This is a genomic window from Isoalcanivorax pacificus W11-5, from assembly GCF_000299335.2.
In the GTDB taxonomy this organism is placed as follows: domain Bacteria; phylum Pseudomonadota; class Gammaproteobacteria; order Pseudomonadales; family Alcanivoracaceae; genus Isoalcanivorax; species Isoalcanivorax pacificus.
Genome location: NZ_CP004387.1, coordinates 1,887,657 through 1,903,743, shown reverse-complemented (window position 1 = coordinate 1,903,743; position 16,087 = coordinate 1,887,657). Strand labels below are relative to the sequence as shown.

Annotated in this window: 16 protein-coding genes; 5 read left to right on the top strand and 11 right to left on the bottom strand. The window is 63.2% G+C overall.

Annotated elements, in window-relative coordinates; all coding sequences use genetic code 11:
* Nucleotides 1-65 precede the first annotated feature (65 nt).
* Together S7S_RS08590 and S7S_RS08585 are read right to left on the bottom strand one after the other, a co-directional pair.
* Nucleotides 66-995: an electron transfer flavoprotein subunit alpha/FixB family protein gene (locus S7S_RS08590; RefSeq protein WP_008736058.1), complete on the bottom strand. Its 930-nt coding sequence runs from the start codon at nucleotides 993-995 to the stop codon at nucleotides 66-68.
* Nucleotides 995-1,744: an electron transfer flavoprotein subunit beta/FixA family protein gene (locus S7S_RS08585; protein ID WP_008736056.1), complete on the bottom strand. Its 750-nt coding sequence runs from the start codon at nucleotides 1,742-1,744 to the stop codon at nucleotides 995-997. The genes S7S_RS08590 and S7S_RS08585 overlap by 1 nt, the downstream gene beginning before the upstream one ends.
* A gap of 429 nt (nucleotides 1,745-2,173) precedes the next feature.
* Here S7S_RS08585 and S7S_RS08580 point away from each other — a divergent pair, with 429 nt between their 5' ends.
* Nucleotides 2,174-3,826, top strand: coding sequence for an electron transfer flavoprotein-ubiquinone oxidoreductase (locus S7S_RS08580; RefSeq protein WP_008736054.1), 1,653 nt, complete (start codon nucleotides 2,174-2,176; stop codon nucleotides 3,824-3,826).
* A 185-nt stretch (nucleotides 3,827-4,011) separates the two neighbouring features.
* On the opposite strand, the gene S7S_RS08575 is transcribed toward S7S_RS08580, so the two are convergent.
* The 4 genes from S7S_RS08575 to S7S_RS08560 form a co-directional block, all read right to left on the bottom strand.
* Nucleotides 4,012-4,308 (bottom strand): HigA family addiction module antitoxin, encoded by a 297-nt coding sequence (locus S7S_RS08575; protein ID WP_008736053.1) that lies wholly within the window; start codon nucleotides 4,306-4,308, stop codon nucleotides 4,012-4,014.
* Nucleotides 4,309-4,322: 14 nt separating this feature from the next.
* Nucleotides 4,323-4,601 carry a type II toxin-antitoxin system RelE/ParE family toxin gene (locus S7S_RS08570; RefSeq protein ID WP_035204193.1) on the bottom strand — a complete coding sequence of 93 codons (279 nt, stop codon included), beginning with the start codon at nucleotides 4,599-4,601 and terminating at the stop codon, nucleotides 4,323-4,325.
* A gap of 299 nt (nucleotides 4,602-4,900) precedes the next feature.
* Complete coding sequence (locus S7S_RS08565) at nucleotides 4,901-6,445, bottom strand: bifunctional GNAT family N-acetyltransferase/carbon-nitrogen hydrolase family protein (RefSeq protein WP_008736049.1); 1,545 nt, start codon at nucleotides 6,443-6,445, stop codon at nucleotides 4,901-4,903.
* Nucleotides 6,446-6,460: 15 nt separating this feature from the next.
* Nucleotides 6,461-6,835 carry a hypothetical protein gene (locus S7S_RS08560; protein ID WP_008736048.1) on the bottom strand — a complete coding sequence of 125 codons (375 nt, stop codon included), beginning with the start codon at nucleotides 6,833-6,835 and terminating at the stop codon, nucleotides 6,461-6,463.
* 29 nt (nucleotides 6,836-6,864) lie between these two features.
* Between S7S_RS08560 and cobB the strand changes: the two genes are divergently transcribed.
* Both cobB and S7S_RS08550 read left to right on the top strand, forming a co-directional pair.
* Nucleotides 6,865-7,587, top strand: coding sequence for a Sir2 family NAD+-dependent deacetylase (cobB, locus tag S7S_RS08555; protein ID WP_008736045.1), 723 nt, complete (start codon nucleotides 6,865-6,867; stop codon nucleotides 7,585-7,587).
* An 84-nt stretch (nucleotides 7,588-7,671) separates the two neighbouring features.
* Entirely contained in the window at nucleotides 7,672-8,745 is a 1,074-nt protein-coding gene (locus tag S7S_RS08550; protein WP_008736043.1) for a 3-deoxy-7-phosphoheptulonate synthase, read from the top strand.
* Nucleotides 8,746-8,781: 36 nt separating this feature from the next.
* On the opposite strand, the gene S7S_RS08545 is transcribed toward S7S_RS08550, so the two are convergent.
* From S7S_RS08545 to S7S_RS08530, 4 genes are all read right to left on the bottom strand, one after another.
* Nucleotides 8,782-9,654, bottom strand: coding sequence for a thioredoxin domain-containing protein (locus tag S7S_RS08545; protein WP_008736041.1), 873 nt, complete (start codon nucleotides 9,652-9,654; stop codon nucleotides 8,782-8,784).
* A gap of 104 nt (nucleotides 9,655-9,758) precedes the next feature.
* Nucleotides 9,759-10,763: an alpha/beta hydrolase gene (locus tag S7S_RS08540; protein WP_008736039.1), complete on the bottom strand. Its 1,005-nt coding sequence runs from the start codon at nucleotides 10,761-10,763 to the stop codon at nucleotides 9,759-9,761.
* Between the two features lie 36 nt (nucleotides 10,764-10,799).
* Nucleotides 10,800-11,366: a DUF1285 domain-containing protein gene (locus S7S_RS08535; protein ID WP_008736036.1), complete on the bottom strand. Its 567-nt coding sequence runs from the start codon at nucleotides 11,364-11,366 to the stop codon at nucleotides 10,800-10,802.
* On the bottom strand, nucleotides 11,363-11,995 hold the full coding sequence (locus S7S_RS08530; RefSeq protein ID WP_008736034.1) for a TetR/AcrR family transcriptional regulator: 633 nt from the start codon (nucleotides 11,993-11,995) through the stop codon (nucleotides 11,363-11,365). The genes S7S_RS08535 and S7S_RS08530 overlap by 4 nt, the downstream gene beginning before the upstream one ends.
* A gap of 309 nt (nucleotides 11,996-12,304) precedes the next feature.
* Here S7S_RS08530 and S7S_RS08525 point away from each other — a divergent pair, with 309 nt between their 5' ends.
* Together S7S_RS08525 and S7S_RS08520 are read left to right on the top strand one after the other, a co-directional pair.
* Nucleotides 12,305-13,471, top strand: a complete 1,167-nt coding sequence (locus S7S_RS08525; RefSeq protein ID WP_008736032.1) for an aminotransferase class V-fold PLP-dependent enzyme — start codon at nucleotides 12,305-12,307, stop codon at nucleotides 13,469-13,471.
* A 6-nt stretch (nucleotides 13,472-13,477) separates the two neighbouring features.
* Nucleotides 13,478-14,338 (top strand): hypothetical protein, encoded by an 861-nt coding sequence (locus S7S_RS08520; protein WP_008736031.1) that lies wholly within the window; start codon nucleotides 13,478-13,480, stop codon nucleotides 14,336-14,338.
* 8 nt (nucleotides 14,339-14,346) lie between these two features.
* Here S7S_RS08520 and S7S_RS08515 read toward each other — a convergent pair whose 3' ends face one another.
* Complete coding sequence (locus S7S_RS08515; protein WP_008736028.1) at nucleotides 14,347-15,987, bottom strand: S1 family peptidase; 1,641 nt, start codon at nucleotides 15,985-15,987, stop codon at nucleotides 14,347-14,349.
* Nucleotides 15,988-16,087: the final 100 nt, after the last annotated feature.

Here is a 16,087-nt window from a genome sequence, read left to right as displayed (position 1 = left end):
CCTACCTAACCAGCATCACGCCCCACCGGGCCTCTTTTCTTTACAACCATCTAAAGCAATACCAATCAGAGCTTGGAATCCAACTCCGGCACCGCCTCAAACAGATCCGCCACCAGGCCATAATCCGCCACCTGGAAGATCGGCGCTTCTTCGTCTTTGTTGATGGCCACAATCACTTTTGAGTCTTTCATACCCGCCAGATGCTGAATGGCGCCGGAGATACCCACGGCCACATACAGATCCGGTGCAACGATCTTGCCGGTCTGGCCGACCTGCATATCGTTCGGGACGAAGCCGGCATCGACGGCCGCGCGGGATGCACCCACGGCAGCGCCGAGTTTGTCGGCCACTTTGTACAGCATTTCGAAGTTGTCGCCGTTCTGCATGCCACGGCCGCCGGAGATGACGATCTTGGCTGCAGTTAGTTCCGGACGGTCGGACTTGGCCAGTTCTTCGCTGACGAACTTGGACACGCCGGCGTCTTTCACGACGTCGATGCTTTCAACGCTGGCGGAGCCGCCTTCGGCGGACACGGCGTCGAAGCCGGTGCCACGCACGGTGATGACCTTGATGCTGTCCCCGCTTTGTACGGTGGCGATGGCGTTGCCGGCGTAGATCGGGCGCTTGAAGGTATCGGAGGATTCAACACCGCTGATTTCGGAGATCATGCCCACGTCCAGCAGTGCGGCTACGCGCGGGGCGAAGTTTTTGCCGGTGGTGGTGGCGGCGGCCAGGATGTGGCTGTAGTCCTTGCCCACTTCTGCGACCAGGTCGGCCACGTTTTCGGCCAGTTGGTGGCCGTAGGCGGCGTTGTCGGCCAGCAGGACCTTGCTCACGCCTTCTACCTTGGCAGCTTCGTCAGCGACAGCGGCACAGCCTTCACCGGCAACCAGCACGGTGATGTCGCCGCCGATGGCCTTGGCGGCAGCAACGACGTTCAGGGTGACCCCTTTCAGAGCGGCATTGTCATGTTCTGCGTAGACTAAAACACTCATCAGATCACCTTCGCTTCGTTCTTCAGTTTATCAACCAGCTCCTCGACGGAAGCCACCTTGATACCTGCCTGGCGCTCGGCCGGCGGCTCAACCTTGAGGGTCTTGACGCGCGGCGTCAGATCCACGCCCAGATCGGCCGGGGAAACGGTGTCCAGCGGCTTTTTCTTGGCTTTCATGATGTTCGGCAGGGAGGCGTAGCGCGGCTCGTTGAGGCGCAGGTCGGTGGTGACCACCGCCGGCAGGCTCAGCTCAACGGTTTGCAGACCACCGTCGATTTCACGGGTGACGCTCACTTTGCCGTCGGCGACGTTCACTTCGGAAGCGAAGGTGCCCTGCGGCATGCCGGTCAGCGCGGCCAGCATCTGGCCGGTCTGGTTGTTGTCGTCGTCGATGGCCTGTTTGCCGAGGATGACCAGATCCGGGCTTTCCTTTTCCACCAGCGCCTTGAGTGCCTTGGCAACGCCCAGCGGCTGGGTGTTCTCTTCGGTTTCGACCAGGATGGCACGGTCAGCACCCAGTGCCATGGCGGTGCGCAGTTGTTCCTGGGCGGTCTTGCTGCCCACGGTGACCACCACGATTTCGGTGACAACACCTTTTTCTTTCAGGCGCACGGCCTCTTCCACTGCGATTTCGCAGAACGGGTTCATGGCCATTTTGACGTTGGCGAGATCGACACCGGACTGGTCCGCCTTGACGCGTACCTTCACGTTGTAATCCACGACCCGCTTGATCGGTACAAGAACCTTCATAGGATCCTCGGAATATTCCGTTAGTGATGACTGGAAAGGAGGCGCGCCAGCGCCGGCCGCGGCCACCCCCGCGCGATGAGTGCGGTATGTTGACGGCAGACACCTTGGACGTCAATAGCCAGGGGCTTGCCCAAGCGCCCCGAACCTTTTGATTTTCCTGCAAATAGCCTTGCAGTTCGTATCAGAAAACCGACGCACCAGTCACATTTAGCCATTGCCTTTTCCTTGTAAATCAAGCAGTTCAAAGCGGATAATTAAAACGGTTGTTTGAATTGACGTCGGTACGCGGCGCGAGGGTCAGGCATGGCGTGACATGCCGGCCCCAACGGTGTGGCAGGGGCTGTCCCTGCTCTATATACTGCGCGCCACCCCGATACTGCCCGCCCGACGGGCACATGCTCTCTAACCTTGTGACAAAGGAGACAGGCTGTGGAACGCGAAGCAATGGAAGTCGACGTCGTCATCGTCGGCGCAGGCCCTTCCGGGCTGGCAACTGCTTGCCGTCTGGGCCAGATCGCACAGGAAACCGGCCAGGAAATCAGCGTCGTCGTGGTCGAGAAAGGCTCCGAGGTCGGCGCCCACATTCTCTCCGGTGCCGTCGTGGAGCCGCGCGCGCTCAACGAACTGTTCCCGAACTGGAAAGACCTGGGCGCGCCATTGAACGTGCCGGTGAAGGAAGACGAGATCTTCTACATGACCGGCGCCGACAAGGCGATCAAAGTCCCCGGCCTGTTCGTCCCGAAAACCATGCACAACGAAGGCAACTATATTGTCTCGCTGGGCAATGTCTGCCGCTGGCTGGCCGAACAGGCCGAGGGCCTCGGCATCGAAGTGTTCCCGGGTTTCGCCGCCACCGAAATTCTGTATGACGAAAACGGCGCCGTGCGCGGTATCGCCACGGGCGATTTCGGCATTGGCCACAATGGCGAGCACAAGGCCAGCTATGCGCCGGGCATGGAACTGCATGCCAAGTACACCATCTTCTCCGAAGGCTGCCGTGGCCACCTGGGCAAGCAGTTGATGGAGAAGTACAACCTGCGCGAAGGCGTGGACCCGCAACACTACGGCATCGGCATCAAGGAGCTGTGGGACATCGACCCGGCCAAGCACCGCGAAGGCCTGGTGATGCACTCCGCCGGCTGGCCGCTGACCGAATCCGGCTCGCTGGGTGGCGGCTTCCTGTATCACCTGGAGAACAACCAGGTGGCGCTCGGCCTGATCACCGACCTGTGCTACAGCAACCCGCATGTCAGCCCGTTTGACGAAATGCAGCGCTGGAAGCTGAACCCGGAAGTGAAGAAATACCTGGAAGGCGGCAAGCGCGTGTCCTACGGCGCCCGCGCCATCGCCAAGGGTGGCCTGCAATCGCTGCCGAAGATGACCATGCCGGGCGCGCTGCTGGTCGGCTGTGATGCCGGCACGCTGAACTTCGCCAAGATCAAGGGCAGCCATACGGCGATGAAGTCGGGCATGATCGCTGCCGAAGTGATTGCCGAGGCGCTGAAGGCGGGCCGTGGCAATGACGAGCTGACCGAGTACAAGGCCGCATTTGATAGCAGCTGGATTCATGAAGAGCTGCACACGCAACGCAACTTCGGCCCGTACCAGCACAAATTTGGCAACTTCATCGGCTCCGGCCTGGCGGTGCTCGACCTGAACTTCCTCGGCGGCAAGATGCCGTTCACCCTGCGTGACGAAACGCCGGACCACGCCACCATGAAACTGGCGTCAGAGTGCAAAAAGATCGATTACCCGAAACCGGACGGCAAGCTGACCTTCAACAAGCTGGATTCGGTGTTCCTGTCGAACACCAACCACGAAGAAGACCAGCCCTGCCACCTGCAGTTGAAGGACCCGTCCGTTCCCATCGACGTGAACCTGCCGAAGTGGGACGAGCCGGCACAGCGTTACTGCCCGGCGGGCGTGTATGAAGTGGTGACCAACGACGACGGTTCCAAGCGCTTCCAGATCAATGCGCAGAACTGCGTGCACTGCAAGACCTGTGACATCAAGGACCCGACCCAGAACATCAATTGGGTGGCGCCGGAGGGCACGGGCGGGCCGAATTACCCGAACATGTAAGGTGATTCAGCTTCACGAAAAAACCCCGCAATGCGGGGTTTTTTCGTTTACCTGTATAGACAGCGGGCTTACTTCCTCTCGCCAGAAGGTCTCTGCGCCACAAGCTTCCTGCAAGCGTCCTCGGCAGCTGAAAAACAGGGCATCCTTCCCTCCTGCTTCCATACGATCCAAAAACAACTATTGCCTTATCCCTTCTGCGCCCAGGGCACGATCCTGCTCAATTCCTCGCTTAGCGCCCGTTCCGCCAATTCGGAATCGTGTTCCATCTGCGCGCGCAGCCAGTAGCCACGGGACAGGCCGAAGAAGCGGCACAGGCGCAGGTCGGTGTCGGCGGTCACGGCTCGTTTGCCGGCGACGATATCGCCAATGCGCTGGGCCGGCACGCCGATTTCCTTGGCGAGGCGGTATTTGGTGATGCCCAGCGGCTTGAGGAATTCTTCGTCCAGCAGTTCGCCCGGGGTGACGGGATCAAGACGGGTCATGGTGCACCTCCCGGTCAGTGGTAATCGACGATCTCCACCTCGGCCGGGCCAAGCGGCGTCCAGCGGAAGCAGAGACGGAACTGATCGTTCACCCGGATGCTGTAGTAACCGGCGCGGTCACCAAAGAGAGACTCAAGCCGGTTGCCGGGCGGGACGCGCAGGTCACTGAGCTCGCTGGCAATCTGTAACTGCCGCAGCTTGCGCAGTACCACCCTGGCCACCGCACTGAAACGCGGGACGCACTGCCCCGCTGCCAGCCGTTGCGTATCCCGGCATCGGAATGACACGATCATGGCGAACAATAACGCGATGCGTTAATAACGTCAAACGTTAATATCGAGAACATGACGACCCCCTGCGTGAATGTCAGCAGGACGGTAGCAAGCCCGGGCGGGAAACGACGTCAGCCATCCACCCGGATGGCTGTCAGCCTTTGCGGTCTGTTGCCGTAGTCTTTTTGCTGCCTGGCAGGCTGTAGGCCGTCAAAACGCGATAAGCGATTGATTTTCCGTGTCCACCTTTGCGGACCTGCGCCGCAAAGGTGGCTTGAAAACGCATCGAAGAGGCTTTTTCAACACCCTGCCAGGGGCGGCTACTCCGCCCCCACCTGGCTGCGCCATTTGAGGCGGTACATGTCGTGACGGCGGTCCTTGAGATTGGTCACCGAGCCTTCCTTGTGCAGCAGTTTCAGTTTTTCCAGGTCCACGTCGGCGAACAGCAGCATCTCGGTGTTCGGCACCGCCTCGCTGATGATGCCGTCGTGCGGGAAGTAGAAATCGCTGGGGGTGAAAACGGCCGATTGCGCGTACTGGATATCGACGTTGTCCACCCGTGGCAGGTTGCCGACCGAGCCGGAAATGGCCACGTAGCATTCGTTTTCGATAGCGCGTGCCTGGGCGCAGTGACGCACGCGCAGGTAACCGTTCTTGGTATCGGTCCAGAACGGCACGATCAGGATTTCCATGCCCTGCTCGGCGAGGATGCGGCCCAGCTCGGGGAATTCCACGTCGTAGCAGATCAGGATGCCGATACGCCCGGCGTCGGTTTCGAATACCTGGATATGGTCGCCGCCCTCGATGCCCCAGTCACGACGTTCGCCCGGTGTGATGTGCACCTTGCGCTGTTCTTCCACGGTGCCGTCACGCCGGCAGAGGTAGGCCACGTTGTAAACGTTGCCGTTGTCCACTAACGGCATGGAGCCGGCCACGATATTGATGTTGTAGCTCACGGCCAGGTCGGACACGGCATCGCGGATTTCTTCGGTGAAACCGGCCAGGAAACGGATCGCATCGATGGACGGCAACTCTGCCTCCAGCCCCATCAACGGCGCGCTGAAAAATTCGGGCAGCACGGCAAAATCCGCGCGGTAATCCGACAGCGCATCGACGAAGAATTCCACCTGGCTGAGCAGGTCTTCCACGGAACGTGCCGCGCGCATGCGGCGCTGTACCACGCCCAGCCGCACAATGGTCTTGCTGACGTAGCCGGACTCATCTTCCGGCTCCGGCATGTAGAGGATGTTGTCCCATTCCAGCAGTGTGGCGTAACCACGTGAGTCTTCGTCTTCCGGCAGGTAGCGCTTGAGCAGGCGCTTGACGTCAAAGCCGTTGGACAACTGGAACGACAGGATCGGGTCGTACAGCTTTTGCCGCTCGACCTGTTCGATATAGTCGGTGACCGACAGCGTGTCGGCATGCGCGGCGTAGCCCGGCAGACGCCCGCCTGCCAGGATGGCGCGCAGGTTTTCTTCGCGGCAGAGTTCCTTGCGCGCCTCGTACAGCCGCCGGCCCAGGCGGTAGCCCCGGAATTCCGGGTGTACGAACACATCCAGGCCGTACAGCGCGTCGCCCTCGTCATCATGCGAATGAACCTGGTTTTCGGTGATCAGGTCTTCGTAGCGGTGCGGGTTGGAGAAACGGTCGTATTTCACCTTGATGGTCAGTGCAGCGGCCACCAGTTCGTCGTTGTCGACGATGCAGAGCTGGCCCTCGGGGAACAGCCGCATCAGGGCGCGCACGGTATCTTCCGGCCAGGCGCCACCGATATCCGCGTAGACCATGTTCATCAGTTCCGCCAGTTGCGGATAGTCGTCCTCGGACAACGCACGCAACCGGAGTTTGGTACTTTCCTCGCCCATAGGAGCCCTCGAAGGTTACTGTCGCGGGGTGAAGGGGATCAGCCACTGCATGGCCTGGTTGCGCAGTGCGGACGGCCCGTCCGGGTACAATGCCACGCCATCGGGACGGATAAACAGTACCGCGCCGGACGTCAGGCCGACAAAACCGGCAATCTGTTCCCGCACGAAGCCCTGTTCCTCGTGCCAGTCCGGGCGCATCGGCGGCGGGATCAGTTCGAAGCCGAGCACGCCGTTGCCAAGCGGGTCGGTCACGGCCTGGCGGTCGCGGTAGAGGCCCACCGCTTCAGCGCTGATCATCAGCACCATATGATGGTGAAAATACAGCAGGTTCACGTCCCCGCGTTCTGCGAGGGCGCACCGTTCATGAGACTGGATGATGGTATCGGTCATGGGCGGCAGTATAACGTCAGGAGGCCACTGTGCGCGAAAGCCGCGATGCATTGAACATTGTGATTCTGACCGGGGCAGGCATTTCTGCCGAGTCCGGCATCCGGACCTTTCGCGGTGATGATGGCCTGTGGGAGAACCACCGGCTGGAGGACGTGGCCACGCCGGAGGCGTTCCTGCGCCAGCCGGGGCTGGTGCAGCGTTTCTATAATGAACGCCGCCGGCAACTGCATGCACCGACACTTGCGCCCAACCCGGCACACCATGCCCTGGCGCGGCTGGAACAGGCCCTGCCCGGCCAGGTACTGGTGGTCACCCAGAACATCGACAACCTGCACGAGCGTGCGGGCAGCCAGGCCCTGATTCACATGCACGGCGAACTGCTCAAGGGACGCTGCCGGCTGTGCCAGGCGGTCGCCGATGTGAGCGGCGACATTGATGGCGACACGCCCTGCCCCGCCTGCCGCAGCACCGGTTGCCTGCGTCCGCATGTGGTCTGGTTTGGTGAGATGCCATTGCAGATGGATGACATCCATGAGGCGCTGTCGCGCTGCACGCTGTTTGTCAGTATCGGCACTTCCGGCAACGTCTATCCGGCGGCGGGATTTGTCGACGTGGCGAACGACGCGGGAGCCCATACGCTGGAGCTGAATCTGGAGGCGTCGCGGGTGCGTACCGCCTTCCGGGAGCATCGTGAAGGCCTTGCGTCGGTACTGGTGCCCGCCTGGGTGGACAGCCTGCTGGACGGCCGGTGATGGCATTTGCACCGTGTTTCTTCACTGCCGGGATTCCGCTAGACTGCCTGTCCCTGAACGACATGCAACAGGACCACCGGCATCATGGCGCAAACACAGGTTGACGATCTCAATATCGAATCACAGACGCTGCTGACCACGCCGCGCGAACTGAAAGCGAAACTGCCGCTTTCCGACAGCGCACGCGAGACGGTCGCCGCCGGCCGCCAGGCCGTGCGTGACATTCTGGACCGCAAGGACCCGCGTCTGTTTATCGTGATCGGCCCCTGCTCTATCCATGATGTGGACGCCGCCCATGACTACGCCGCGCGTCTGAAGAAACTGGCGGACGAAGTCCAGGACACCCTGCTGCTGGTACAGCGCGTGTACTTCGAAAAGCCACGCACCACCGTCGGCTGGAAGGGGTTGATCAACGACCCGTACATGAACGACACCTTCAAGATCGAAGACGGCCTGCACATTGCCCGCAAGCTGCTGCTGGATATGGCCGAAATGGGCCTGCCCACCGCCACGGAAGCCCTGGACCCGATCACTCCGCAGTACATGCAGGACCTGATCACCTGGTCGGCCATCGGCGCGCGCACCACCGAATCGCAGACCCACCGGGAAATGTCCTCCGGCCTGTCCAGCCCGGTGGGCTTCAAGAACGGCACCGACGGCGGCCTGGACGTGGCCATCAATGCCATGCTCAGCGTGCGTCACCCGCACCGTTTTCTGGGGATCGACTCGGACGGCAAGGTTGCGGTCACCGTGACCCGAGGCAACCCGTACGCACACGTTGTGCTGCGTGGCGGCGGCGGCAAGCCGAACTATGATTCCGTGTCCGTGGCGCTGGCTGAGAAAGCGCTGGGCAAGGCCAATGTCTCCACCAACATCATGGTCGACTGCAGCCACGCCAACTCCAACAAGGACCCGGCCTTGCAGACACTGGTGATGGAAAACATCACCAACCAGATCCTGGAAGGCAACCAGTCGATTGTCGGGCTGATGGTGGAATCCAACCTCAAGCACGGCAACCAGTCGATTCCGGCGGACCTGAGCCAGCTCGAATACGGCGTCTCCGTGACTGACGGCTGCATCGGCTGGGACGATACCGAAAACGCCATCCGTCACATGGCGGCAAAACTGCGCGACGTACTGCCCGGCCGCAAGGCCTGATCACACCGGGGCAGGGTGTGCACCCTGCCCCGTCGTTCATTCCCCTTCGGCATCCCGCAACGCCCCGCGCTCCAGCGCCTTCAGTGCCGGCCCGGTATCCGGGCGGCTGCGCTCGTTGTCACACTGCGCCAGCAGGATCAGATCGCCGTCTGCATCGGTCACCATCAGCGTCGGGTGCAGCACATCACGGCCCCACAACCCGCGCAGTAACCACGGCATACCGCCCTCCCGTACCAGGCCAAGACTGCGTGCAAAGGCCAGGCCGGGGTCCTGACACAGCCGCACACTCTGCAACGCGGCACCACGACACAATGCCTCGGTACGTGGCAGCGGTTGCGGGCTGACCAGCACCAGTTGCATGCCCCGCCCGGCCAGCTGCGGCGCCAACGCCAGCAGTTCGCGCACCTGGCCGCAGCACAACGGCGACCAGTTGCCCCGGAAAAAGAGCCAGAGCGTCGGGGCCGCTATCGCCTGGGCATCAAGGCCGTCGACACAGTCTGCGACACGCAGCGTACCCGCCGGCAACCGCATGCCACGCTGGATATTCGCCTCCGGGGGTGGGCGGTGGCTGTACCAGAGCAGGTAGAACAGGAACCCGGCCAGCCCGGCGGCCGCGCTGGCCAGCGGGCGCCAGTCCGGGTTGTCGTCCACCAGGGTGCCGAATACCGCCAGTCCGGTGCCCAGCCACACCACCAGTGTCACGCCGGGCAGATGCGCGGCCACCCTCGGCGGGCGCCGCCAGTACAGGCCCAGCAGCCACAACGGCAATGCGGCGCAGGCCAGCGCGGCACCGAGCCAGCTCCAGCGCAGCATCGGCCAGTGCGCCAGGCACTGCCACAGCACCCAGATCGCCAGTACGCTGGTCAGCAGCAGATATAACGAGACAAAAACAGCTTTGAGACGCTCCATCGTCTGTTCGGTACTCCCCTTTAACAATCAGCCATTCAACAATCAGCCACCAAACAGCCAGCCATCAGGCCGCCGGCCATCTGTTCCCCGTTTACGTGGTCGCCTCAGCGCTGGCGACCGCGGATCACTTGTGCACTGGCGCGCCAATGCACTTCCCCACCCGCCGCGGCTACACGCTCGCGGACGAAAGCACCGATCTCCCGCACCGCCAGCGACGCTTCCGGTACCCAGCCGGCCAGCGCCTGGAACACATGCGGCATGTTTTCCCAGACCTGATATTCGCACACCACACGGCATTCGCGTGCCTGTTGCACGATACGCTCTGCGTCACTGCGCAGCACTTCGGTACTGCCCGCCTGGACCAGCAGCGGCGGCAGGCCGGTCAGGTCTGCCCAGGCCGGCGAGATCAGCGGTGAGGCCGGGTCGCTGCCACGGCTATAGGCCGCCGCCGCAAAGCGCAGCGTGCGCTCGGGAATCAGGGGATCGGCGCTGGCGTTGTCCCGCACGCTCTGCCCGCTCACGGTGAGGTCCGTCCACGGGCTGATCAGCACGGCTGCCGCCGGCAACGGCACGCCCATTTCACGCAACCGGATCATTGCCACCAGTGCCAGATTGCCACCGGCAGAATCCCCCGCGATGACCAGATTCTCCGGCCGGTACCCCTGTGCAAGCAAACCCTGGTATGCGCGCACGGTATCTTCCAGCGGGGCCGGATAGGGCCACTTGGGCGGCTGCCGGTAGTCCAGTGCCAGCACCCGCGCCCGGCAGGCCCGGCTCAGGCGCCAGGTCAGCGCCCGGTGCGAACGTGGTGAGCCGAAGAAATACGCCCCGCCATGCAGGTACAGCAGCACCCTGCCGGACACCAGTTCACGCCCGGTCATCAGCCATTCGCCGGGCACGCCGCCGGGTTGCGCCGGTGCAATATGCACATCCGGGTGCACCGGCAACGCGAGCGTGACGGTATCGAAACCAAGCTGGGAAAAGCGCATTACACGCGGTGTCAGCGGCACGCGGGCAATCACCGGTTTCACCAGGTGCCGCATGAGACGGTTGGCCAGGCGCCCCTGCCAGCTGATCGCGGGGCGCAGTGAATCATTATTGTTATGCATCCTGCCCATTCCTGGCGAAGATGAAGCGTGACGTGATTACAGCCGGCCGATCAGAAAACGCTCGCCGTCGCTTTCGGTGGCCAGCCAGGATTCTCCCTCATGGTGCACCGGCGCCGCCTGTTCCACCAGTTGATAAAACACGTTGCGGCTGAGCAAGGCTTCCAGGTTGTCACGCACCCGCAGGTAGGGCGCCGGCTCCCCGGTCTGCGGGTCGGTTTCAACGCGCAGGGGATGGCGCGGCCCGGCGACCACGGTGCTGCCGACCTGCGTGGTGAACACCAGTTTCTGCCGGCCCTCGTCCTGCACCACTTCCAGGCTGACGGCCACAAAGGGGGCGTCATCCACCTGGATACGCAGTTTTTCCACTGGTGTGACAAGGAAATAGTCATCCCCCTCGCGGCGGATGATGGTAGAGAAGAGGCGCACCATGGCGGCACGGTTGATAGGTGTACCCAGGTAGTACCAGCGCCCGTCGCGGGCGATGCGCATGTCGATGTCGGCCTGATAATCCGGCTGCCAGCGGTGCACCGGCGGCAGCCCCTGCTCGTCCTTTTCGGCTTTCTGCAGGAGCGCCAGGATGTCGTCCGGCTTGCGCGTCGTCACTTGCCGCGCTGGCCCTTGTTGCCCATGCGGATACCGATGCTGACGAGGAAATCCAGGAAGTCGCTCTTGTCGTCGATGAACTTCTGGTAGAACGGCGATTCCATCAGCGCCACTCCGCCGTGCACCAGCGCCCAGGCCGCGGCAATGTGGTAGGAAGCCGGCACATTCTCCAGTGTGCCGTCGTCCATGCGCGCTTCGATGGTGCGCACGAGATTGTCCAGGTTGGCAGAGCGGATGGCGTGCAGCTTTTCGACCAGCTCGGGCACGGCATGATCCTTGATGACCTTGTTCTCCAGCCGGTCGAACAATTGATAACGGCGCGGGTCGCTGATGCGGAAGCGGAAATACTCGCGCGGCAGGCTCTCCTTGTCGCCGGAGCTGGTGATCTGCCGGAACATCTCGGCGAGATCTTCCTCGTAACGGATCATCAGCAGCAGGTAGATTTCGTTCTTGGTTTCGAAGTGTTTGTAGATAGTGCCTTTGCCGATGCCCACGCGGTCGGCGATCATTTCCACCGTCACGCGGTCTTCCCCCTGTTCGAGGAACAACGCCAGCGCGGCATCCAGGATTTCCCGTTCACGTTGACGGAATTCCTGCGCCTTGCGTGCTGCTTTCTCCAGGTCACCCATCTGCACTGCTCTCCTGAATTGACACACCGCCCGACTGAAGCCCCACTGCGGGCGTGGCACTGGCCAGGCATGCTGCTCCAACATTAACGGCAGGCAGCGGACACCGACAAGCGCCACGGGGCAGACTGCGATGCTGGCCCGGCGCGCAAAAAGAGCGCGCAAAGAGCCTGCGACAAGCCACGGAAGTCTAGCCCACTGCCCGCCACCGGGCAAAAGCACTACCATGACGGGACACTGACCAAGGCTACCGATCAGAACAGGCCCGGCGCGATGATACGCCAACCGTCCCGAATGGCAACGAGGCACAGCATGGCATCCCGTTCCTCCCTCCCCTTGTCCCAGGTCCTGCCGGCACCGGCTGCGGAGATCGCCGCAGAATTTCCGCTGGCAGCGGACCTCTGCTATCTCAACCATGCCGCCGTGGCACCGTGGCCCGGACGCACGCTGGAGGCCATCACCGCCTTCGCGCAGGAAAACGTCACCCGTGGCGCTGCGGATTATCCACGCTGGCATGCCATGGAAGCGCGTTTGCGTGCGCAACTGTGCACCCTGATCAACGCGCCCTCCACAGACGACATTGCGCTGCTGAAGAACACCTCCGAGGGGCTGTCGCTGATCGCCGCCGGCCTGCCCTGGCAGGCCGGGGACAGGATCGTGACCAGTGATCAGGAATTTCCCTCCAACCGCATTCCCTGGCAGGCATTACGCCCGCGCGGTGTCGACACCCTGTGCGTGGACATCAGCGGGGACGATCCGGAAGGTGCCCTGATCGCGGCACTGACGCCCCGCACCCGTCTGCTGTCGATCAGCTCGGTGCAGTACGGCACCGGCCTGCGCATGGACCTGGCCCGGCTGGGCGACGCCTGCCGGGCCAACGGCACGCTGTTCTGCGTCGACGCCATCCAGAGCCTGGGCGCCCTGCCGTTTGACGTGCAGGCCTGCTGCGCGGATTTCGTTGTCGCCGATGGCCACAAATGGATGCTCGGGCCCGAGGGGCTGGCACTGTTCTACTGCCGCGACAGCGTGCGCGAACAGCTCGCGCTGACACAGTATGGCTGGCACATGATCGAAGACGCCGGCAACTACGACCGCGACGACTGGACACCGGCACAGAGCGCCCGGCGCTTTGAATGCGGCAGCCCGAACATGCTCGCCACCCACGCGCTGTCGGCCAGCCTGTCGCTGTTGCTGGAAGTGGGCATGGAACAGGTCAGCGAGGCACTGCTGGCGCGGACCGACTATATCGACCGGCAACTGCGCGCCAGCGGCCGTGGCACCGTGCTCAGCCCGGCCGACGCCGGCCGCCGCGCCGGCATTGTCACCTGGCGCCCGGATGAGCCACTGGAGGCCTGCTTCGAGCGTCTGCGGGCCGCGGGCGTAGTCTGCGCCAGGCGCGGCGGCGGCATTCGGCTGTCACCGCACTTCTACACTGACCAATCAGTCATCGACCATGCCCTGGGATTGCTGCTAGCATAGCCGGCCATGAGTGCAGACCCCGATTTTTCTGATACCGCAGACTGGCCGACCCTGGCGGGCTGGCTGGAATCCGAGCAGCCCGGCGCCACCCCTCGCCTGTCCGATTTCGAGCGGGTGCGGCAATTGCTGCGCCCCTGCGATGTGTTGCTGGTGGACGGCCGCACACGGCTGGATGAGCGCGTTCGTGGTATCACCACCAGCCGCTGGTCGCAGGCGGTGCTCTATCTAGGACGTCTGCATGAAATCCGTGACGCGGCGCTGCGCGCCACCATCACCGAATATTTCGCCTGTGAACCGGACACGCAGCTGATCCTGCGCGCCATACCGTCACGCGGGCTGTGTCTGGATGCGCTGTCGGAATTGCAGGAAGAACACCTGCGCATCTGCCGCCCGCGCGGCATGCGCGGCGACGATGCACAGACCGTGATCCGCTACGCCATCAGCCGCCTTGGCGTCGTGCCGCCGCTGACACTCAGGGAAGGCTTGCGCCTGCTGCTGCCCTGGGGGCTGGTGCCGCGCCGCTGGCGTACCGGGCTGTTCGCGCGGCTGGCAGGCCGCACGCTGCGCATGCTCACCGGCAGCGCTGTTGGCGAGGCCTTCTCGTTCATCCAGTTTCCGGTACTGCCGCTGGTCAAGCGGACCGAGACCGATATCAGCCGGCTGTACCGCCGCCATCCGCGTATTTTCTATCCGGCGGATTTCGATCACTCACCCTACTTCGATATCGTCAAATACCCGTTCGTGGACCATAACGACGACCGCCGCATCCGGCTGCTGCCCTGGAAAGGCAGCCTCGGTGCGCTCGACGAAGCCGCCCCGCGCCAGAACGAAACGGCCCGGGAAGCCCGGGCCGATCGGGAAGCCTGACACCTCAATCAATGCCGGCGCTGACGCAGTAATCGCAACAGTGCCAGCGCCGGCAACGCCAGCCATCCCAGGCTGCCACCACCGCCGCCGCCACTGCGGGCAGATGCCAGCAGGCCAGACGCAGGCATCGAGCGCTCTGCGTCACTGAGCGGGTAGCTGCCATTGCGTGCCGCCAGTTCAAAACGCAACTCGCCCTCGCCACTGCCCACTTCAATATCCAGCGGCAGATCGCGTGCTTCTTCCGGACGCAGCGTGCCGAGATCGCAGACCACCGGCACCCCGTTCACACAGCCTGCGGCCTCCAGGTTCGCAATGCGCGTGCCGCCTGGCAGGAACACTCGCAACTGCGTACCCTCGGCCGCCACATGCGGCGCGTCGTTGGCCAGTTGCACTGTCACGCGGGCACGACGATCGGCGAGCACTTCGCGCAGCAGGTGCAGGCTCAGGTCCGGTTTTTCAGAGAAACGCAGGCCAATCACATCATTGGCGCGCTGGCGATAATTGTGCTGGCTGGCAATCGGCGTCACTTCTAGCTCGACATCGGCATCCGTCTGGCCGCTATAGCTGATCTCGAAGCGGCGCGGGTTTGCCTGCTGCCCCACCGACAGCACGGTCTGCGAACGGCAGTCAGTGATGCCGCCTCGCTGGGTGCAGGTCAGGCCGTCCAGGCTGCGTACCGACACCGGGGCATCCGAACGCAGACGCCAGCCCACCGCCGAGGCCTGTGTCAGTGCACTCTCATTGCTGATCGCACTGGTGACCACGCGTGTCGTGAAACGGCTGCCGGAGGTGTTGTCAGAACGGCTGCTGGATGCCAGGTCTACCAGTTGCCCGGTCGCGGTCTGTTCCATCCACCCGGAGAAGGACGCTGCCGAAGTGTAGACGCCCGGCACACCGGGGCTGCCACACTCCTGGGCGCCATAGCTGGTGATGCCCACCAGCCACTGGGTGCCGTCATGCTCGAGCACCAGCGGGCCGCCACTGTCGCCGGTGCAGGTATCCACTGCCCCCGCACCGCCGGCACAGATCTGGCTGCCGGTCACGCTGCGCCAGGTGCTGCGGCACTGTTTGCCCGGCACATAGCCCAGCGAGACTTCATGCAGCAGCCGCGCGCCGCTGGCCGGGTCGTTGGCGCGGGTGCGCCCCCAGCCCAGTGCCGTGAACAGCGCGTTGCGACCCACCGCACCGAGGTAATCGAGTTGCGCGGCACCCGCCACGTTCACCGGCGCCACTGTGGCCGGGCTGGCCAGTTGCAGCAGCGCAATGTCGTTATGCAGACCGTCGCGGTTGTAATTCGGATGGGTTCGTACGGCGGCGACGCGCAGATGCTCCCCGCCACTGCCGTCGCGGTGGGCACTGCCCACAACCACCAGCAGGTTGTCTGGCAGCGTACGCTGCCCCTGGCTGTTGATGACACAGTGCGCCGCTGTCAGCACCCAGCGCGGTGCGATCAGCGTACCCCCACAGATCAGGGACTTGCGGGTGCTTTCAGGACCGGGCACATAGTTCACCGCGGCCATCCAGGGCCACTTGTTGCCTTGCTCGATTTCCGTTCCGCCGATGACCCGTGCTTCGACCTCGCCCCCCGCCACCCCCTGGCTGGTCAGGCACAAAGCCATGACCAGGCCAAAGCCCAGCAAGCGAAACATAGCACTTTATTCCTAGATTTATGATTTTTGTAATCGGTAATCTGGCGGAGAACTTGAGGGGCGTACAGGCCGAAAAGGCTGTTCTGTGATGGGTGGCTCG